The sequence below is a fragment of the Agarilytica rhodophyticola genome, from assembly GCF_002157225.2.
GTDB lineage: Bacteria > Pseudomonadota > Gammaproteobacteria > Pseudomonadales > Cellvibrionaceae > Agarilytica > Agarilytica rhodophyticola.
Genome location: NZ_CP020038.1, coordinates 337,639 through 358,857, shown reverse-complemented (window position 1 = coordinate 358,857; position 21,219 = coordinate 337,639). Strand labels below are relative to the sequence as shown.

Here is a 21,219-nt window from a genome sequence, read left to right as displayed (position 1 = left end):
GTGAGTTGTGGAAGTTAAGTTTCATCAATCAATCGCACAAATCGCGGCCCAAGATTGGGATGCACTTTGGCAAACAAAATACCCATTTACCCAGCACGCCTTTTTTAAGGCATTAGAAGAATCTAACAGTGTCGATACCGCCGGTAAGCAAAATACGGGATGGCAGCCAAAACATCTTAGTATCGAAGAAAATGGAAAAATCATCGCCGTAATGCCTCTGTTTGTAAAAGGGCACTCTTATGGTGAATACGTTTTTGATTGGTCCTGGGCCGACGCTTACCATCAAGCGGGTATCGAATATTACCCCAAGTTACTTAATGCTATTCCATTTACCCCGGCGACAGGCCCTCGTATAGGCTTTTCAAAGGATTTAAGTAACGAACAAAAACAGTCATGCAACACAGCAATAATCGAAGCGATTAAGAACTGTTTAAAAGAAGAAAATATGTCGGGCTTTCACAGCTTATTCCCACAAGATAATTCTACTTTTGAGCAAGCCCGTTTTACTGAACGCCAAGGTTATCAGTTCCATTGGTTTAATCAAGGCTTCAAAGATTTCGACGATTTCCTCAATAGTTTTAGTTCCAGAAAAAGGAAAAATTTAAAAAAGGAACGGCAAAAAGTTTTCTCTCAGGATCTCGATATTCGTATGCGTCATGCTGATGAGCTAACGACAGAAGAGTGGAACAAGTTCTATGCGCTCTACCATCGTACCTATCTTAAAAGGAGTGGCCGCACAGGTTATTTAGGTCCAGATTTTTTCCATCGACTCGGCCATGAATTTCCTCAACAAGTATTAGTATGTAGTGCCCACCATCAAAATAATATGATCGCCGCAGCCCTATATCTGCGCGACGAAGATACGCTTTACGGCCGCTACTGGGGTACTCAGATAGATCTCGATGGATTACACTTTGAGTGCTGCTATTACCAGGGTATTGAATATGCCATCCAACACCAATTAAAACGATTCGACCCAGGCGCCCAAGGTGAGCATAAAATTCAACGTGGCTTTACGCCGATTAAAACACGCTCTTACCACTGGCTCAGCCACCCGTCATTTAACGGTGCTATCAATGAATTCACTCAACAAGAAATACAACATATTAATGCTTATATAAAAGATACAAGAACGCTTATGCCATTTAAGGAGGGGGTTGAAACAGTAGAAGAGGATTATTTATTTACATTTTGATTTTAGAAAAAATTTTTAATCTAAAAACTCCAAAATAATTCAATGCTTATAAATTTCCCCTAAAAAAAACATGTTAACCAACTCTCCTATTTAAACCGCAAAGCTAGGGATAGCATATCATTTAAATTTACGTCGCAAAGACAAGATCTCACTTTCTATTTTTTTCTACATTCTTTTCTCAAAGACAATTCAACAAAAAATATCAGAAACTATTTAAACCGATATAAACCAAGCGATTTATTGTATACATTTTACTAATTAAAAATACTTACAGAACAATCCGGCATCCAAAGCCACTAATATTCGCAGCTTGTTAAAACTCAACATTGTATAAATGCAAATTAGTCCACCAAAGACTAATACTCAGGCCGGAAATACTATGGGTAATATTCCAAGTGCAGTTTACAACAGGATTTATGGCCAACCGTTACCAGCTCAAACGGGAAGTAGTGGTGCAAATTCCACAAATGCAGCTTCATCTAACAACAACCTAAGTTCAGTTGTTTCGCAAGCCCAAGCTAGACCACCAATTGTTATGTCGCCAAATGCAGTTGCACAGGAGCATTTGGCACAAGCACCAGAAACAGATAACTCACCAGTAGATATTTTGGGAAGCAAAAAAAACGCAACTCAAGAAGAGCTATTACAACAATTACTGATACAAAAGCAAAAACCATCCGCTAGCAGCTCAGCAGGAGTAGCCGTGGATGAGCCAGCCAACGATGATGTTTCGCAACAGATAAGCAGTAAAAGATCTAGAAAAAAGAAAAAAAATAGAAACAACGGTTCAACCAATATATCAAATAACAAACCAGCGGTAGACGATGATGGTTGGCAGCAAGTAGCCAGCCAAAAAGGATCGAAGAAAAGCAATATACCAAAGGAGAATAAGGCTACTGTCGCCCTAAATTTTAATAAATGGCAGGAAACGACAAAAACGCGTTTACCAACCAATGTAACTATCGGTGGCCTAAATGGTAAAGCAGGTACACAAGACCAACAAAGATTGCGTGATATAAGAGATAATGTTGCAATGAGTCTTGATCGATTTAGTACTTTTAGCAATGGTAATATAGCTTTTGCTCGTGTAAATATAGATGGAAAGCAGAGTAATCTAGAGGCCTTTAGTGGCATGGATAATATAGAAGGTTTTGTTCCACCTATCAACTTACATAATGAACTTTTTAGCACAATAAAAACTAAACAGAATGACAGGAAAGCCGATACAGAAATTAAAATATTAGACAAAATTTTTAGAGAAACAACACCTGACTCAAAAGGAACAATACAATTAGTATCACAGCGCCCTATTTGTCCGTCATGTGAACATGTTATACAACAATTTTGTGCCAATAGGCCAAATATTAATATCGAGATATCCGTTGGCCATCCAGGCCCAACAACAATGAATGTAGATGGTGATGATGTAGCAAATATCTTCGCTAAGAAGCATTAAAATGAAGATTATTTTTAATACACCAGTATAGCTAATAATATATGATGGAATGAAAGAATATGATAAGAATAGCTTCCTCTGATCAAAGTATTTCAGAAGTATCTCGTGTCAGATCTAAACCATTAGAAAACAAAAATATATTTTCTAATGTATTGTCTCATCCTCCAACACTTTCATCGAGTAAATCAATGAGTATGACAACATCAGAAAGAGACTTAGTTAAGCTATGTCAAGAAAAATTAAATGACAATAACATTACCTATCAAGAGACACTAGACATTATCGACCAGTCTCTTAAAAAATTTCCTAAATCGATAGAGTTACTACTACTGAAGGCAGATACCGCTTATCAAGCCGGCGCTGAAGAGCCTCCTCAGTCGTCAGCTGATGATCCCAAAAAAATATACCAAGAAGCTCTAGCCATAGATAAAAATAATCCGTTAGCGAACAAGGCAATCGCGCAATATATAGATAACCTTGAAGGAGATACTAAGACTGCATTAACTCACTACAAAGTAGCTGCTAAAGCAATAGGTGTAGATGATGTTATGTTCTTTACGGATTATGCAGCAGCATTAGAAAAAACCAATGAAAAAGGCGATGGAATAAAGATGTTAAAAAGTATACAAGACTCAACTAAAGATGTAGGTCTAAAAAATAAATATGAAAAAGCTATTACTCATCTGCAATGATGACAGAAGAGAAGAGTACAAGCTATTAGTGTGAAACTTATGAGCAAGAAAAAAATTAATGATATCCTAACAGAGTTTTGTCAATCTCTTAATTGCCCTAAAATTGAGCTCAATCAAGATAATACCTGTGCGCTAACTTATGAGAATAAGCTTGATATTACTCTGGCATTAACTAGTAATGGTGAAAGCTTAAACTTATTAATTCCAATATACCCCTTAAGTGGTGATCAGAACACAGATTACTCTACACTTAAAAGGTTAATGGTAGCATGCTTTCCCGGCAGCAGGCTCAATGGCGCAAGCCTCAGTATAAGCCCTTACGAAGATGCCATTATTTTGACCTATCTTTGCTCATGTGAAGTCTTAGACACGTCGACTTTCTATAATATTTTTACCAATACTTGTAATCTGGCAAAAGCCCTTATCAATATCACCGATGATAAGGAAAAACAAATAAAAACAATTGAACGCAACGATCAGCCTTTTCATATACAGTCCCTTCTTAAGGCACGGGTATGATCAAAACACCCACACCTTCGTTTGTAAATACATCGATCGGTGTTTTAGCCAAGCAAAGTACTGCCACAAGGCTCGCCCCACAGCTTAAGCTGCCACACATTAACATTGCACCATCTTCAAAACGCCTACAGTTTCCCCTTGACCTAAAACCACTGGGCAACCAAGCGAGCTCTATGCTGCTCGCTCCCACACAAAAACTAAATAAAGGCAGCGTAATATCGCAACTAGATGCGTTGATGGGAAAAAACTCGGCTACAGTGCAAGCTGACTTTAGCTATTTATCACAAAGACAGAAAGAGAAACATCTTAATAGCACACTCTACGCACAACTTACTTATCTTGACGATGATGGAATAAATGAATTAAGCGAGCTAAAACAGAAGGATGAAAAGGCTGCAATTAAGTGGCTACAAGACAAATTCCCCCCCCCAAAAGGACTAGAAAACCTTAAATTAACCGACGATGATGCTAAAACTATGCTTAAAATGCTAGACACTCGCTTAAACACCAGCGAAGAGCTCAATAAGCAATTTCCCAACCTTAGTCCCAAACAAGCAGAAAAAATGCTGGATTTAACGAAAAAGCTGGATATTAATCTTCATCAAGACCATATTAGTGGCGAACTTGTATTCGTAGCAAGAGGGACACAGGATAAAGGAGACCTTATTCAAGATGTCGTCACAGGATTAGGGGGTATGGGTCATAAATATAGAGGTTTAGAGAAACTCGTTGACTTGATGAATGAAGGCAGTAGTTCACCAGAGCAACTCCCAAAACAAATAATCGGCCACTCACTAGGTGGAGGCATGGCCCTAGCAGCAGCAAAAGGGCTTAAGGATGACAACGGTATGGAGACCATGATTCTCGACACTCAAAAACTTAATCACAAACAGAAAAAAGCCTTTGAACAACCAACCTCCAACGAAATCAATGAAACGAATTATAGCGTAAATTCTAATGCCTCTTTAGACAAACTGATGGCAGTGCCGCTTATGTTCGAACAACCCAATACTGTAAGGTTGGATAATGTGGACACCTTTCTTAACCCAGTAACAGAATTAACCACTAATCATATGCTTCCCACACTCAGAGGACAGATGCGTGAGATTCCTGTAGCCGCGTAAAAAACATAATGGAAGCGATAGGCATACAACCGAAGATTGCTGCTGAAGCAGTGAAAGTCTAACAATTAGGAAAAGGGCAAAACTTAATTTATACTGAATAAGTCTTAGCTTCTGGAGCAAGCTTCACCACAATGAACAAAGTTATTGCAGGTAATATTCTAGGTTTAATAAATAAGTACCAAGTGCATCATATCATAAAAATACTTTTCTTTGCGTTAAAGCTGCCCACTTATCCACCACTTAAATCCTGCAAGCATCAACAGGTTTTTAAATTTATTTAGAAGGAATTGTTGGAGGATTTTTAAAGTATAAAGTGCGGCAACGCGGCGAGTAGTCCTGGTTAGTGCTATTTGTTAAATCACTTGATGCTTCTAAGTTCACCTGGACTTGATGCATCAAGAAAATTAATAGTTTTATCGGATATCCACCCAACATTTCCACACTTCCTTATTTCAAGGCTTATTCGGTTACCTGAAGTAAAGGCAGCTAAAGCAGCTGAGTATAATTGGTCATATTGTGGATGTTCTTTGCTCACAAATATAATGTCACTTTTTTCACATGAGTTTGGGTTTCCAAATTGTCCGTCTATTCTGAATCCTCTGTCGAGGACAATGCTTACCATAGTTGGCGTTGCCCAGCTGCTGTAAGAAGCGAAAACAGGTGAAGCTGACAAAAGTATTGTTAGTAGAATTATATATCTCAAAGCGGATTCCTTTTTTAACCTTGCTTAATTTAGAAGTATATTAGTCAAAATTGACGGCGAATATTGTATATAAAATTTTAACAGCTCCAATAATTGGCAGCAATTCACTTAAATAGGCTCTACTGGCCAAAATAAACTTCTGTGTTTAACAAGATTTTAGTGGGGGTTTATCCACCCAGAGAAAATCAAATTGTTCATATGAGTTAATAGGGTAAATAATGTGGGACGATATATTCATAGGCACATTGTTGTCCCTACTCACCAAGCTTTTGTTGCGCCAAATAACGCTTAATTTCTAAGGTGGCGGGACCTGCATGACTTTGGGCAGAAGCAACAATATAAATAGGTATTAATTGTTCTCTACCTTGTTCCAAAGGGACAAGTACTAATTCGCCATTTTCTAGCTCTCGTAAAATTTGCTCTTTAGGTAAAAAACCAAAGCCTAAACCTGCTTTAACTGCGGCAATACTGGTAGCAAAATGAGAAACCGTCCAACGTTGCTCCGAATCTAACCAACCACTATTTTGTGATCGTTTGATACCGCTATCACGAATAACAATTTGCCGATGCTGTTTGAGAATATCTTCGGTAATAGGGAATGTTTGCTTCTGCAAAGAGTGATCTGGGCTACTGACAGGAACCTTTTTAACAAAACCAAAAGGCTCAGCAAGAAAGCCCGGCGGCACCCTTGCTGTGATAACTAAATCTGCTTCGCGCTGGATAAGAGCTTCATCAGTACCTGATAAGGTTGGTTCTAATATGCGTATACGTGTTTGAGGGCTTTCCTTAGAAAAATTCTGCAACGCCTTAAAGACTTTGTTTATACATACGATGCCGTCGACCGCGAGCGTAACTTCAGCCTCCCACCCGCTGGCGAGATAGTTGGCAGTTTGATCAAGCAGTTGTGCTTGCTCAAGCAAGTTGCTCGCATGGCGGTATATCGCTTCGCCAAAATCTGTTAGCTGAGCTTTGCGACCAGCCTGCTCAAACACTGGCGCAGGTAGGCGCTCCTCCATTTTTGATAGACTATAGCTCACAGTAGACTGGCTTTTGTTCAATGTTTCCGCCGCTCGAGCAAAAGAACCTTCATCAACAACCGCTTTGAAGGCAGCCCATTGCTCTAGGGTGATTTTAGGAATCATCTCGTCTTTCTCCCCTTACTGCCCTTTATATTTTCCCCTGATCAGCTCGAATACTGATTTAGACTACTCATTGTTCTAAATTTTCGATGATAAAGCAATAAAATATGCGTTATTTAATCGAATTTTAATGAATACAATATATCTCAACACGATATTTATTATTCAATACATTCGAGAGGAAATAGCTATGTCAGTGAATATTCTAAGAATTAATGCAAGTATCTTTGGCGAAAACGGTGTATCAAGTCAGCTCAGTAATACTCTTTTGCAGAACTTACAGACGGTTTACCGCAACGTTGATATCGTTGAGAGAGATGCTGCATCCGGTGATATCCCCCATTTCAATGCTAATACCTTACAGCAGATAAACGATGGTAAAGCCGAACTCGCTGACACACTTATCGAAGAAGTAAAAAATGCTGATATCATTCTATTGGCTATGCCTATGTACAATTTTGGTGTTCCCAGTGAACTAAAATCCTGGTTCGATCATATTGCACGGGCAAAAGTGACATTCACGTACACTGAAAATGGGCCAAAAGGTTTACTGGAAAATAAAAAGGTCTACGTTATTACCACACGCGGTGGAATCCATAGAGATAAAAGTACTGACGGACAAATGCCTTTTTTAAATACCATGTTGAGCTTTGTCGGTCTCGACGATGTAAGCTATATCTACGCCGAAGGCCTAAATATGAGTGGCGATACACGAGAAAAAAATATTACCTTAGCAAAACAACAAATAGAAGAACTCGTCTCTGAAATTAATAGTGAGGCCTTGTCATGAAAATTCGCAAGGTTATTGAACAGTTAAGTGCACGCCCGTCATCAGACGGTGATGGGGTTAAGCTACTTCGTGTTTTCGGCGGTGCTCAACCCGAGCGTTTTGATCCCTTCCTATTGCTCGATGAGTTTGGCTCGGATCAAGCAAGTGACTATATTGGCGGCTTCCCACCGCACCCACATCGCGGTTTCCAGACGATTACCTATATGCTACAGGGGAAAATGGAACACAGAGATCATATGAATAATATTGGTTTATTGAATGACGGGGATGTGCAATGGATGACCGCAGGAAGAGGAGTCATACATTCAGAAATGCCAAAACAAACACAAGGTAAAATGCGTGGTTTTCAATTATGGCTCAATCTTCCAGCGAAAAATAAAATGCAAACGGCAAATTATGAAGACGTGAACGCTAATAAAATACCAGAGTTTGATATAGCGGGCTCGAAAATAAAGGCGATAGCAGGGCAAACATCTATTAATAAAAAACAAATTAAAGGTTACTTTGATGTAGAAGATACCCGGCCTTTATATCTCGACATCCACATAGAACCAGGAGATAAACTTAACATACAAACTCAAAATGAGCATAATGTACTGATATATGTTTATCAAGAAACGATACAAATTGGTGAAGATAAAACCTTAGCAAAAGCACAAACGATTAGTCGATTAGAAAAACATGGGGATGTACTGATACAAAGCTATGCAGATAAGCCCGCAAAAGTGATCGTATTAAGTGGCAAACCAATAGAGGAACCAATTGTTCAATATGGGCCTTTTGTTATGAATTCGCAACAAGAAATAGAACAGGCCCTACAAGATTATCGCAAAGGCATATTAACCTAAAGGTTGTCTACATTAATTAAATACTACCGTCTTATCTTACTTTGCAAACATTAATAATACGCTCGAGCGCTTTTTCTATCATAGCGCGAGGGCAAGCTAAATTTAACCGTATGTAACCATTAGCATTGGCAACAAACATATCACCTCCTTCAAGTAGCACACCGGCATTTTTAGCAAAAAATACAGTGAGGTTTTCATTTTCAGGAAAATAGTGACTAACATCAACCCAAGCAAAATAAGTAGCTTCAGGAATTCTAAAAATCGCATTAGATAGTTTAGCTTCCAAGTATTTTTTTACAAAAGTAAAATTTTCATCAAGATAGGCGCTTAGTTGCCTTAACCATTCATGACCAGCACTATAAGCAGCTTGAGCTGCGGCAATACTTAAAGGGTTTTCAAAGATATAATGTCTATCCTGCCATATTTTATATATATTTTGGTTAGGAATAATAATATTTGCAAATAGTAAACCTGCTAAATTAAAGGTTTTGCTGGGTGACATACAAGTAATAATTTTTTCGCTATCAGGAAATAATTTTACAAGAGGCGTATGTACTTTTCCTTCTCGTAAAATATCACAATGGATTTCATCTGAGATTATAATGATGTTATTGTTAAAACAGATTTCAGCAATCCTCCTCAATTCTTTTTCGCTCCAAATATGACCTGTAGGATTATGAGGATGGCATAAAATACATAGTGTTACTTTAGGGTCTTTGGCTTTACTTTCAAAATCTTTAAAGTCGATAGCAAAGCCACTATCGTTCGTCATAAGAGGAGAGCTTACCACTTCGATATTATTGTGATCAGCTGCATGCTTAAAGTAAGCATAAGATGGCGTAAATATAAGAATCTTATCATCGTCTTTACAGATATACTCAATAAGCTGGAATAGTGCAGGAATAACGCCAGGAGATGTAATAAGATGTTCCGGGTTAAAACTCCAGTCATAGCGTGACCGAGTCCAATTAGCAAACGTCTCACTATATGATTGATCAAAAACTTTAGTATAACCTAAGGTACGACGATCTAAACGATTTTTAATAGCAGTAATAATTTCTGGTGCAATAGCAAAACTCATATCGGCTACCCACATAGGAATAAGCTCGTTGTCCCCGTAGTCAAACACTATCGAGTTATTGTCGCCAAATAGATAATCTCTGAAGCCTTCAACAGCCATGGCATTGCTATCACTACGATCAATAATCTCATCAAAGTCATAAGTTTTCTTATTCATAAAACCATATCGCCTCAAGTATAATATCTATGTTAACGTTACATCGTCAGCACACATTAAAACAAGTAGATATATGTCCATTGAGGGCTTTTCAATATGATAAAAGTAGGCGTAGTAGGCTATGGTTATTCAGCACGTACTTTTCACGTGCCGATTATAAAATCAATGGCTATGTTCGAGTTAACGGCAATTAGTAGCTCAAATCCAAGGATGGTTCAAGAAAAGCTTCCTGATATTAAGGTTTTTGATACCGCTACAGAACTAATTGTAAACGCCAATGTAGATTTAATAGTTATTACCGCTCCCAATAGTGTTCACTATCCATTAGCGATGGAATGTTTGGAGAATGGAATCCATGTTATTGTTGAAAAGCCAATGGTCACGACCAGCAAGGAAGCAAAAACGCTTACTGAATTCGCAGAGAAAAAGAAACTGACAGTTTCCGCTTTCCAAAATCGGCGCTGGGATGGTGACTTTCTTACTGTAAAAAGATTGATTTCAACAAAAGCTATTGGTGACATACGTTTTTTTGAGTCTCATTTCGACCGCTTTCGGCCTTTAGTACGAAAACGCTGGAAAGAAGAACCCGTGCCGGGAGCAGGTATCTGGTTTGATCTGGGATCACACCTTGTAGACCAAACTCTCTGTTTGTTTGGTTTACCCGAAAAAATTACCGCACGATGCTTAAAAACGAGAGATAACTCAAAAACTGTTGATTACTTTCATGTTCAACTTCATTATCCCCATCATTTAGAAGTTGTTTTACATGCCAGTTCTTTTTCTGCAGGCCCCAATAAGCGCTTTCATTTGGAGGGTACTCAAGGGAGCTTTACTAAATATGGTCTAGACCCGCAAGAGCAACAATTGAACGAAGGACTTACGCCTGAAGACAAAAACTTCGGCATTGAAGATCGAGAAAATTTTGGCACACTGTTTAAAGAAGATGGTGCAAACTTGGTTGAAACTGAAGTGGGCTGTTATCAACATTACTACTCGGCTATCGCTAATGCTATTAACAACAATACCGCCTCGCCAATAAGCGGCGCACAGGCTATTAATGTCATACAAATATTAGAGTTGGCAGAACTTAGCAGTCGCAAAGGGATTACGGTATTATTTGACTCTAACTACTTTCCAGAATAGTAAAGTCAATTAAGAGTAATGGCATCAATTATGGTAGAATCCATCTCAAATTTAGATAGATTTTAGTTTACAAATATATGAATAAACAAATAGATAAGTTAGCCTGGCTTTATATTAAAAACAATAAGCTTTTAGTAGCACGATCAAAAAATAAAACTGCTTTTTATGTGCCCGGTGGTAAAAGAGAACCAGGGGAAGATGATCAGCAAGCATTAATTCGAGAGGTTAAAGAAGAATTATCAGTAGATTTACTTACAGAGAGTATCCGCTATGCTGAAACATTTACTGCACCGGCCGATGGCAAAACTGGAGAGCTAGAGGTTAAGCTTACTTGCTATTTTGCTGACTTCACAGGTGAACTCGCCGCCGCGGCAGAGATTGAGATTTTTGATTTTATTAGCTACGAACAAAAATCACTTACATCTACAGCAACACATAAAGTTATGGAATGGTTAAAAGCACAATCTTACTTCAATTAAAACCTGTTTAGAATAACGCCTCTTCATAGCTAATTCTGCAGACGATAATTCTGAAGATGATAGGGTATAACGCTAGCCCCACAAAAAGATCAAATATCAACCAAAAATATATTAAAGCCTGTTAATTACCCCGGGCCTTTTAACAGGCCCTAAGTATACACGTCTAAATATTTAAGCCGTCCTATAAATTGTATATAAATCTGGATCAAATCCTTTAATAGTTCGAGTATAGTGCCTTAAGCCTATTAACAGGCTATAGACAAAAATAACACTGTGTATATTCGGGACGACGTGATGAATAATAAACCTATTCGTTCAATTGCAACCGTGAGTCTTGCTATTCTGCTCGGCTTTGCTGGTCAGGCTTATTCACAAGATGAGCCAGCTGCAAAAGATCAAACATCTACTGAGGAAAAACAACCCAAGTGGGATATCCTCAACCCTCCTTTTGAGCTTTCTTCCATAGATATTAAGACGGATGAAGTTACCTGGGCCAGCTTAGACATTACGCCCAATGGCAAGCAATTTGTCTTTGATATGCTAGGAGATATATTTATCTCTGATATAGAGGGAGGTAAAGCCAGAGCTTTAACACAGGATTTTGCTTGGAATATTCACCCAGCAGTAAGTCCAGATGGCCGCAAGATCGCCTTTGTTTCTGATCGAGACGGTTTATCTAACATCTGGGTAATGGATATTGATGGAAAAAACTTAAAGCAAGTTACCAAAGAAAAAAACCATATTATTCACTCCCCAAAATGGACACCTGATGGTCAATATATCGCCGTTACCAAAGGGCTTATGTCAAGCCGTAGTATTCCAGCTGGTGAAATTTGGCTTTATCATCATTCCGGTGGTGACGGCCTTGTCTTGAAAAAACGTGTAAATGGAAAAATTGATCAAAAGAACATCGCAGACCCCGCTTTTTCACCCGATGGCAAGTATTTGTATTTCACCCAAGATATTTCCCCTGGTAGCACATTTAGATACAACCGCGATCCGCTAAAATCTATCTTTGCGATTACTCGATACGATATGCAAAAAGGCGAAGAGGAGATATTTGTTACGGGAACAGGTGGCGCCATCGTTCCTGCACCATCACCAGATGGTAAGCACTTGGCATTTATTCGTCGCGTAAGAAACAAAACTGTTTTATTTGTTAAGGATCTGCAAAATGGTATTGAAAAACCTATTTATATGGATCTTGAGCGGGATATGCAAGAAGGTTTTGGTACGGAGGGTTATTTCGCCTATTTCGATTGGACACCCGATTCCAAACATATCGTCTTTTGGACCGCTGGCACCTTTCATAAATTAACTGTGCTAGATCAAAGTATTAGCAAAATTCCAGTATCGGTCGAAACCAAGATGAGCTATGCCGATGCTGTCAGATTTGATGTAGATGTTGCGCCAGATGAGTTTGATGTGAAAATGATTCGCTGGGCACAAAAATCTCCAGATGGAAAGAGTATTCTTTATCAAGCGTTAGGTAAGCTTTATCTTAAAAATATCAGAACAGGTAAAGTGAAACGTTTAACAAATCAGAACCAACATGATGAATACTACCCTCGCTATTCTAACGATGGAAAGAAAATCGTCTATACCACTTGGAATGATGAAGATCTCGGCTCGATACGTGTAGTATCGTCTCGTGGCGGGAATGGCAAAATCATTAGTAAAAACCCTGGACATTATCTTGAGCCAAGTTTTTCAATCGATGGTAAAATGGTGACCTATAGAAAAGCTACAGGTGGTTATCTACTAAGTCCTAAGTGGTCTGTAGAGCCTGGTCTTTATGTAAATGACCTGGCAAGGAAAACACATACAAGAATAACCAAAGATGGCTTTGCGCCGCATTTCGCTGGAGATAACTCACGTGTATTTTTTACTACTAAAGTTTCTGGTACTGCCTATCCAGAAACACAGTTAGTCAGTGTAAACCTCAACGGAAAAGACAGGAAAGAACATCTTTACGGCGCAGACAAAGTCAGCGAATACCGTCTTTCTCACGATAGAAAATGGATTGCATTTGTCTATCAATATAATGCCTACATAGCTCCTTATACGGATACAGGCAAACGCCTAAAAATAGGCCCTAAAGAAAAATCTATTCCAGTAAAACAGGTATCGAGTAGAGCAGGGGAGTATCTTACGTGGCATCCGAATAATGAAACATTAAGCTGGTATCACGGCCCTTATTATTTCGAACGCAATTTACAAGATGCTTTCAATTTTATCCCAGGCTCACCTGAAACATTACCCGAGCCAGTTAAGAATGGTTTGAATTTATCATTTAAGCAGAAAGCTGATAAACCCTCAGGCTATAAAGCAATTGTGGGCGGTAAAGTCGTTACTATGCGCAACGCAGATCAAGAACAAGAAGTTATTGAAAATGCGGTTATTGTTATAAAAGACAATAAAATTGAACGCGTAGGAAAGGCAGAAGAAATACAAATACCTAAAGGAGCTCAAGTTGTAAACGCGGAAGGCAAAACGGTAATTCCAGGACTTGTGGATACCCATGCCCACGGCCCAATGGGCAGTAATGAAATTATCCCACGACAAAACTGGACCCAGTACGCTAACTTAGCTTTCGGTGTGACAACTATTCACGATCCTTCAAACGATACTACCGAGATTTTTTCTGCCGCCGAAATGCAAAAAGCAGGTTTAATTGTGGCGCCAAGAGTCTTCTCCACAGGTACAATTTTGTATGGTGCAGAAGCATTAGGCTATAAAGCTATTATTAATAGCTATGAAGATGCCCTATATCACCTACAGAGACTAAAAGATGTGGGGGCAATTTCTGTTAAAAGTTACAACCAACCACGACGAGATCAAAGACAACAAGTACTTGCAGCCGCGCGTGAACTAGAAATGATGGTTGTACCTGAAGGGGGCGGGAAGTATCAACAGAATATATCTATGCTTGTCGACGGTCATACGGGCTTAGAACATTCGTTACCTATTGCCAAAGGTTATGATGATTTAACCAAATTATGGTCTGCAACGAAATTCGGATACACTCCTACTTTTGTTGTTTCTTACGGTGGACTATCGGGCGAGGAATACTGGTACGATCGCACTGAAGTATGGAAAAATGAAAAGCTTATGCGTTATACACCAAACTTCTCAGTAGATAGTCGCTCTATTCGCCGTCAAACAGCTCCGGATAATCAATACAATCACTTTGAGGTTGCCAGCTACGCAAAAACACTGCGCGATAATGGTGTTGGCGTACATATAGGTGCTCACGGACAACGCGCAGGTTTGGCCGCTCACTGGGAGCTTTGGATGATGGAACAAGGGGGGTTCACACCTTGGGAGGCGTTACGAGGCGGTACGATCGACGGCGCTAAACATTTAGGTATGGACAAACAAATTGGCAGTATCGAAGCAGGCAAGGCCGCTGACTTAGTCATCATTGATGGCGATGTCTTAAGTGATTTACGCCTAAGTGAAAAAGTGGAATACACCATTATTAACGGCAGAGTTTACGAGTCGGACTCAATGAATGAGCTGGGCAGCAAAACAAAACGTTCGCCATTGTTTTTTGAGCAGGATAACGAAACCTTTATGCCGAAGGAAACTGCAGAGGCTTACGAAGAAAAATCCCACCGATATCACTGGGTCCATTAACAGACCCAAGAACAGAAGCGTTATTCACCACTCAGGTGGATAACGCCTCTATTTATTCTTTGATTTATTCTTTGATCGCAGAAATATCATCAGATAAACGCTTGATAGCAAATCGGGCTGTTGCCAACATCATATCGGCTTTAACAGCAATAGCGAGCACACAAGATAAATGTAAGTAACGAGTGCTAATAAACAAAATATGACCACCAGCGGTTTCTACTGTTGTCATTTGAAATTCTTGCTTAATAATTTTTTTAGCAGAAGCATTGCTCAAAGAACATAAAGAGCTAGCAATAGCTGCAACTTTATCTGATTCAATATCAAGCGTTTTGGCTGCAAAAGTCTTGATGCTAAAACCGTCCACAGTGCACAAACTAATTAATTGAATTTCACTGTGGCTAGCAGCTAATTTTTTTATACAATCAAGTAATTCAGGCTTTATTGTAATTTTGGTCTTCATGGTAAAGTAATTAACTAGAATATTTATTTATTGCATTAAAAGAGTGTAAGAGGCTCATGGCTGATGTTTTGTTTCTTGCATCAATATTTATAATAGGAGCAACTATATGGTGATGGTCTAGCATAGAGCGAATCTCGACTCCCAGAGCAACCAAATCTTCTTTATCTGCATTTTCACAGTGAGTAATACCGACAACACATGCCGTTTTCATTTTATGAGGGCAGAAAAATGACAATAGTTTATCTAGATTATTATAATTTGGTGATTCACCGAATTTGATAAGAAACAAGATTCCCCATAGTGACGTATTAACAAACTCCCAAAGGAAAGAATAACGTTCTTGGCCAGGAACCCCATACAGACCTAAGGCGGTATCATCCCCCAAGGTAATACGACCGTAATCAATACCAACCGTAGTAAATTGTTTGCCAATATCAATACTAGACTCAGCTTCTGTTTGAAGGGGGCTAATTTCACTTAGAGTATTAATGAGCTCCGTTTTACCTGCACCAATTTCTCCTACAATAGCCAGCTTTTTATAATTCATTCACCTTATCCAAGCCGCAAAAAATTCTTCATTTTTGAGTAAAAACTATCTGACGTGCTTGAGTGGCTATAATTTTGTTTATTAACAATACTACTCACACGTAAAATATCCAATGTATCGAACTGTTCTAAAATACCATCAAGTTCGTTTTTATTGCCGAATTCACCACTATTTACAATATCATCATAGGCGTGAGAACCGCTGGTTAAACGAGCACTCAATTCGATGACACCGGGAGATTGTTCGATATGATTGAAATCCGGCCAGGATATGAGCGTTATATGCTTACCGTCATATGAACTTTTATGGAATTCTTGATGGGGAAGAGACAAATCGTAAAAGGTATTAAGTAAGGAGAGTTGTTGGTTAGAGAATTTAGAAATAACACTCGAATACTTAGTAATAAACCTTTCAATCTCTTTATCTTTTTGTACAAGCGTCACTAAACGCATGCTTTTTTTCGCAAAAGACCTTTGCGAAATATCCATATCAATTAGCGTATGAATATCACTGTGACGTTTATCGGCCAGAATATTACGATAGAGTTGGTTAACTTCATTGTTACCACCTTCTATAATTTGAAGGTAAAAACTATTTTTAAATGCTAAAACACCCGTAATATCAAAACGCGAATTAAACTTACGAGCTCTCATATAAATATCTGAGAGCCCTTCAGGCACTGCTACACCATTTTTTTTACTAACAACCCTGCTGATATACATTATACATTTCATGGCTCATCCTTACATTAACAGTACCCATTGTTGGAGCCTAGCCTACTTGCTATATCGTCATATTTGCCTCAATTGACTTAACCTTATGACGAGCCAGAGCAAGATTAGATTTAACTTTATCAAGAACAAGATAAATGAATATACCTTCATGCTTCGCAGCTGGACGAATGATATGAAATTGTTCATCAAGTGTAATAAGAATGTCGTCAATACTGCCTTCAATACCGAGCGACTTCATAGTTTTCATTTTTGCTTTAACAACTTCAGAGTTACCTGCGGCCGCTAATTCTAAGTCCACACCGCTTCCCAAAGCTCCTAATGACATACCCGATGTATAGTCGACAACACACGCCCCCATCGCACCATCGATCGAAAGAAGCTCTTTTAAGCTGTCGTTTATATTGAGCATATTAGTCATATTATTACACCTATTTAAATTTCCTATGTTCTTAAGAGATTGATAAAGTTATAAACCGTAATATTTAAGCTGCTATATTCTACCGACCACTAACTTAGGTAAGATTTTAATTTTTAGTAAAATGCGTGCTTCACATATTTACATGACTCGCTCTTTTTTACTAAAAAGTTACTCCAAGTATGAATACTGTATAACAATTTTTTAAAAATTTAGTCTATCAATTTTCCTAAACTAAGCACTCACTAAAAGCTCTATAACTTAGTGAGCAAAATACTAATAATGGTCACAGTATTAAAAAAAAATGAACATTATTATGTAAATATCTCATACTTACTCGGTAGTATTAACCCTAGTTACTACGCGAATCATTTTATATCTAATACTTTATTTTGTATAGGCAGCTAAATATACCGCTACAATCAACACGCTATTGGTCATTTTTATTTCAGTAAGAATCGCTTTAAAAGAGTGCGTTTCAAACAAGAAGTTCAATAAACCTTCAACAAGTAGCGTTTAATGTAACATAATGTAAAAAATATTTTACGTAATTTTTTTAAAATGAGTAATAGGTAGTACCGTACTATGCACCACATATACCCTTATTCAAGCCATTATGTGCTTTTAAGTACCAAATAGAATGAACACTAGATTATTAGATAAATTCATACTTATGAATGATATTTTTGAAGAAAGCGTTGATAAGCAAAGTGCTTTGGTAAGAAGAAGTAAATCTATCAGTATAAATTCACATGTAAAACAAAAACGAAGTTTTCGATAAACACCTTAAAGTTAGAAGGATATTGCGCTAGTGGTACCATTTACAAAAGCTTAGTAACACTAGCACTAATTTAGAGCATTTATGTATTTTTAACACGTTATTTATTAAACCATTGCTTTAAAACCCCAAGTTACTGCAGTACTGCTCTCCAACGTTGGTTACTTCTGCCGTGATAATCCCAAATTGACACCTCAGAGCCATGGCTACTGCCATTAACGTCAATTACCTTATTTTGGTTCATACGAGATCTGAAAACACCGCCATCATAATCCCATTGTTGATTCATTCCACCATTACAATCCCATATTACAATTGTAGTATTGTTGTTTAAATTTCCATTAGGTATATCCATACACTTATTAGCATTCAAAGCACTTCTCACTGTGCCATCTTTGGGATTGTAATAAAAAAGCTGTGCTGGATGGTTATGACAATTTTCTAGTTTAAAGTAATTACCATTACGCGTGTCTCCATTATGTATATCTAGACAGCCATTTCCCATCGCTGTCCTAAAAGTAGTCCAAACATACACTTCTCTCTCAGATCTAAGTTCCCAGTCCTGATTCCAGTCACCATGGAAAGCGTACATCCACATACGGTTATCACCTTTTGAGCCATCAAGAACATACTGGCTATTTGCTTTATTACGTAACGCATAGCTATCGTAATTCCATTTACTCCAATCTTCGTTTTGACACTTGCGTAATAAAGCTTGTCCATGGTTTTGCGTTTGGCGGCTATCAAGACACAGTGTTTTATCAAGGCTAGCGGTGATATGGCCCGTGTTGTCGTCATAGATCCAACGCTGGTCAGCTTGTTTGTAATCGCAACTGGACTGTTGTACGCGAACACCAACTTTTAGGTTATCGTCGTTGCCGGGGACATCTACACACTTTTGAGAATGGCGGTTCACCATCACAACTTTTAAATCGAGAGGGTTATAGTAGTTATTGTCTGAATGAGCGAGCGCTCGCTCCCACATTTGTAAATATGCTTCAGTGGAATTCATAATCGACTCATAGATCCTCACCGAAGCTCTCTCACGGATATCTTGCAAATGGTCTGCTAGCATGCCAAAGTGAGCCATCCCTTCTTGGTTGTAATCTAAAACTCGATTACCCGATTTTTGCTTATTAAAAACCAACCCAAACTCACTTTCGAAAGGGTACTGCAAGGGGTTAATATGCACATCGTCACGCGGCCCAGGCTGGTTGCCCAAACCACTCATATCTGTTGCAAAGCTCACACCGTTTAAATAGGGTGTTGCCTCGACTTCGGTTAAATATTTATCAATAGAATTAGCAACAACATAAGCATTTTGATTATAAGGTGTAACAAAACCACCGACTTTAACTAAACGCTTAAAGTGGCTGTGCACACCGTTATCAGGTTTTACTGATAAATGACTGTGGCCTGAAATAATACCACTATAACCCCGAGCTTCGACAATATCTAAAATATTCTCAGCAGTCTTTTCGCTGGCATGATCAAGCTCGATCAACATTTTCATATCGATCATACGATTAATCAAATACACACCCAACTCGGATAAGCCTTGCTGATTACAATGCCCATGGGTTGTATCATAGGCCGGCGCATTACTAATGCCGTTGGCGATGTCACCTAAAATAGGAACATCATTAAGCAAAGGGAATCCAGGTTCCATTCGAGCCCCTTTTGTATCATCATCACAACGTTCGGTATCAAACAGATAACCTGCGGACAACCATTGCCCTACATTTAAAAAACCTCCTTCGATTTTCGCACCGCCAATTTTATTATCGAAGCGATGAGTAGGAAAAAAACCGCGTACTCCTAATTCATATACCTCTTGTAATTGTCGTTCAATTGTATGTCGAGTGCAGCCACCCTGTACTCCGCAATCAAATATTTCGGAAGCTTCGATACCCATTAGCACCGCTAGTTTGCCGTCGGCAATAACTTGTCTTGCTTGTTGGGGAGATAAAACAATGCGAAAAAAACCTTTACCTGGCCCTCCTGATTGTGCGTCGATATAGTCTTGCATCTGATAAAGACGACTAGCTTGCAAGCGAATACTATCCATTGCTTCACAACTATTAGCATTAATCCATGCAGCAGGATTAATTGTACTTTGCGCTACACACAGAACTTTATTTTCAACTAAGTGAGTTACCATCATTCTTAGGCCACCAAGATAAGCACGCTCAATCCACTTATAGTAGTAGCCCATATGGCTGACATCTTTATAGCTTGGCCAATAAGGGAAGTCTGGCCAGCCTCTTGTGTCATAGCGATTATTAATATCATCATAGGCAAAGATATTGCCAATTAAGTCTAGGGAGCCATTAGTACCGTGAATCTTTTCACTATCATCAAGCGCTTCAGTGACACCGAATCTGTGGAAGGGTTTACCGTGCATAAATTTACCTCCCATAAATTCATAAGAGGTAATATGTGTATGAGGGTCGATAAATCCTCTTATAGGCTGATCGATACTACCCTTTAGTACTTCTGGGTCACCAACCACATTAACTTCTATTTCCGGATAGTCTTTACAATCGGATGCAGGCTCTAAAATGAAATCAGTTTCACTATTTCTATTACTTGGATTGAGTAAATCAATGAAGTAAAAATTATTGGTGCTGTAGTTATGACGTAAAGTCCTATTCAAACCTATAACTTTAAAACGATATTGAAATTTCCCATTAGCTTTAGCGATTGCTTGAATGTACCACTCTGCAAATTTTCCGGGATAGGTTCCTGCGGTCGGATCAGCAGGTAAACGTGTTGCTAAATATCTACCCTTAGCGTTAGTTAACATAAAGTGTTTATAACGTGTGGGTTTAAAGAAAAATTTATCAGCATCATTAGAGTTCGTTGTTCTGAAGCCAAAGTTTTCACCATCATTTTCAATACCACCTGAGTGGTACTGTTTGACGTATTTATTAGATGTCGGAGACTTTATTACATAACAACCCTGAGCTAAATTATCGACAGCTTCAGACGCTGTCATTGCATATAGTTGTAAAGAGAAGACGGTTAACGAAAACAATGCAAAGACGGAAACAATTTTCTTTATTATCATCATCATATCCTCTGATTAGAATTTGGATCAAAAACATTACACCCACATAAAAAAAACAGGCCTTTATAATTTAAAAAATGATATGTATAGAAAAGAGCTTTAAACTAAGGGCAACCAGAAAAAATTACTACCTGGGCATCTCTAATTTGAATGCAGTTGAGCAAGAAATATATAATTGCTGACGAGAAAGACAAGACCCATGAGCAAAGATTAAAGCAATAAGAAGACCCTAAGATATTCCTTATAGCATA

Annotated in this window: 18 protein-coding genes; 10 read left to right on the top strand and 8 right to left on the bottom strand. The window is 38.4% G+C overall.

All coding sequences use genetic code 11. The features are described from left to right. The first annotated feature begins 7 nt into the window (after nt 1-7). From BVC89_RS01540 to BVC89_RS01520, 5 genes are all read left to right on the top strand, one after another. Entirely contained in the window at nt 8-1,195 is a 1,188-nt protein-coding gene (locus tag BVC89_RS01540) for a GNAT family N-acetyltransferase (RefSeq protein ID WP_086929541.1), read from the top strand. Nucleotides 1,196-1,574: 379 nt separating this feature from the next. After that, entirely contained in the window at nt 1,575-2,651 is a 1,077-nt protein-coding gene (locus tag BVC89_RS01535; protein WP_158657739.1) for a deaminase domain-containing protein, read from the top strand. Nucleotides 2,652-2,710: 59 nt separating this feature from the next. Further along, complete coding sequence (locus tag BVC89_RS01530; protein ID WP_086929539.1) at nt 2,711-3,343, top strand: tetratricopeptide repeat protein; 633 nt, start codon at nt 2,711-2,713, stop codon at nt 3,341-3,343. A gap of 39 nt (nt 3,344-3,382) precedes the next feature. Beyond that, complete coding sequence (locus BVC89_RS01525; RefSeq protein ID WP_086929538.1) at nt 3,383-3,862, top strand: type III secretion system chaperone; 480 nt, start codon at nt 3,383-3,385, stop codon at nt 3,860-3,862. Next, nucleotides 3,859-4,986, top strand: a complete 1,128-nt coding sequence (locus tag BVC89_RS01520; protein ID WP_086929537.1) for a Tle-like phospholipase domain-containing protein — start codon at nt 3,859-3,861, stop codon at nt 4,984-4,986. The genes BVC89_RS01525 and BVC89_RS01520 overlap by 4 nt, the downstream gene beginning before the upstream one ends. Nucleotides 4,987-5,344: 358 nt before the next feature. Here BVC89_RS01520 and BVC89_RS01515 read toward each other — a convergent pair whose 3' ends face one another. Next, nucleotides 5,345-5,689: a hypothetical protein gene (locus BVC89_RS01515; RefSeq protein ID WP_158657738.1), complete on the bottom strand. Its 345-nt coding sequence runs from the start codon at nt 5,687-5,689 to the stop codon at nt 5,345-5,347. 254 nt (nt 5,690-5,943) lie between these two features. Continuing rightward, nucleotides 5,944-6,831, bottom strand: a complete 888-nt coding sequence (locus tag BVC89_RS01510; protein WP_086929535.1) for a LysR family transcriptional regulator — start codon at nt 6,829-6,831, stop codon at nt 5,944-5,946. A 187-nt stretch (nt 6,832-7,018) separates the two neighbouring features. Between BVC89_RS01510 and BVC89_RS01505 the strand changes: the two genes are divergently transcribed. Continuing rightward, nucleotides 7,019-7,618: an FMN-dependent NADH-azoreductase gene (locus BVC89_RS01505; RefSeq protein WP_086929534.1), complete on the top strand. Its 600-nt coding sequence runs from the start codon at nt 7,019-7,021 to the stop codon at nt 7,616-7,618. 2 nt (nt 7,619-7,620) lie between these two features. After that, the gene (locus BVC89_RS01500; protein ID WP_216825147.1) at nt 7,621-8,466 is read left to right on the top strand and encodes a pirin family protein; all 846 of its coding nucleotides are present in this window, start codon (nt 7,621-7,623) and stop codon (nt 8,464-8,466) included. 31 nt (nt 8,467-8,497) lie between these two features. Here BVC89_RS01500 and BVC89_RS01495 read toward each other — a convergent pair whose 3' ends face one another. Beyond that, the gene (locus tag BVC89_RS01495; RefSeq protein ID WP_086929532.1) at nt 8,498-9,703 is read right to left on the bottom strand and encodes a MalY/PatB family protein; all 1,206 of its coding nucleotides are present in this window, start codon (nt 9,701-9,703) and stop codon (nt 8,498-8,500) included. Between the two features lie 96 nt (nt 9,704-9,799). On the opposite strand from BVC89_RS01495, the gene BVC89_RS01490 reads away from it, so the two are divergent. From BVC89_RS01490 to BVC89_RS01480, 3 genes are all read left to right on the top strand, one after another. Beyond that, nucleotides 9,800-10,846, top strand: a complete 1,047-nt coding sequence (locus BVC89_RS01490; RefSeq protein ID WP_086929531.1) for an oxidoreductase — start codon at nt 9,800-9,802, stop codon at nt 10,844-10,846. A 77-nt stretch (nt 10,847-10,923) separates the two neighbouring features. Then, on the top strand, nt 10,924-11,325 hold the full coding sequence (locus BVC89_RS01485; protein WP_086929530.1) for an NUDIX hydrolase: 402 nt from the start codon (nt 10,924-10,926) through the stop codon (nt 11,323-11,325). A 294-nt stretch (nt 11,326-11,619) separates the two neighbouring features. Then, the gene (locus BVC89_RS01480) at nt 11,620-14,964 is read left to right on the top strand and encodes an amidohydrolase family protein (protein WP_086929529.1); all 3,345 of its coding nucleotides are present in this window, start codon (nt 11,620-11,622) and stop codon (nt 14,962-14,964) included. Nucleotides 14,965-15,028: 64 nt separating this feature from the next. On the opposite strand, the gene BVC89_RS01475 is transcribed toward BVC89_RS01480, so the two are convergent. The 5 genes from BVC89_RS01475 to BVC89_RS01455 form a co-directional block, all read right to left on the bottom strand. Next, the gene (locus BVC89_RS01475; RefSeq protein ID WP_086929528.1) at nt 15,029-15,424 is read right to left on the bottom strand and encodes a roadblock/LC7 domain-containing protein; all 396 of its coding nucleotides are present in this window, start codon (nt 15,422-15,424) and stop codon (nt 15,029-15,031) included. 10 nt (nt 15,425-15,434) lie between these two features. Beyond that, entirely contained in the window at nt 15,435-15,971 is a 537-nt protein-coding gene (locus BVC89_RS01470) for a GTP-binding protein (RefSeq protein ID WP_086929527.1), read from the bottom strand. Between the two features lie 5 nt (nt 15,972-15,976). Continuing rightward, entirely contained in the window at nt 15,977-16,705 is a 729-nt protein-coding gene (locus tag BVC89_RS01465) for a BLUF domain-containing protein (protein WP_086929526.1), read from the bottom strand. Nucleotides 16,706-16,754: 49 nt separating this feature from the next. After that, nucleotides 16,755-17,123, bottom strand: a complete 369-nt coding sequence (locus BVC89_RS01460) for a hypothetical protein (RefSeq protein WP_245929280.1) — start codon at nt 17,121-17,123, stop codon at nt 16,755-16,757. A gap of 908 nt (nt 17,124-18,031) precedes the next feature. Continuing rightward, a complete protein-coding gene (locus BVC89_RS01455) occupies nt 18,032-20,968 on the bottom strand; it encodes a ricin-type beta-trefoil lectin domain protein (RefSeq protein ID WP_087684104.1) in 2,937 nt (978 codons plus the stop codon). Between the last annotated feature and the right edge of the window lie 251 nt (nt 20,969-21,219).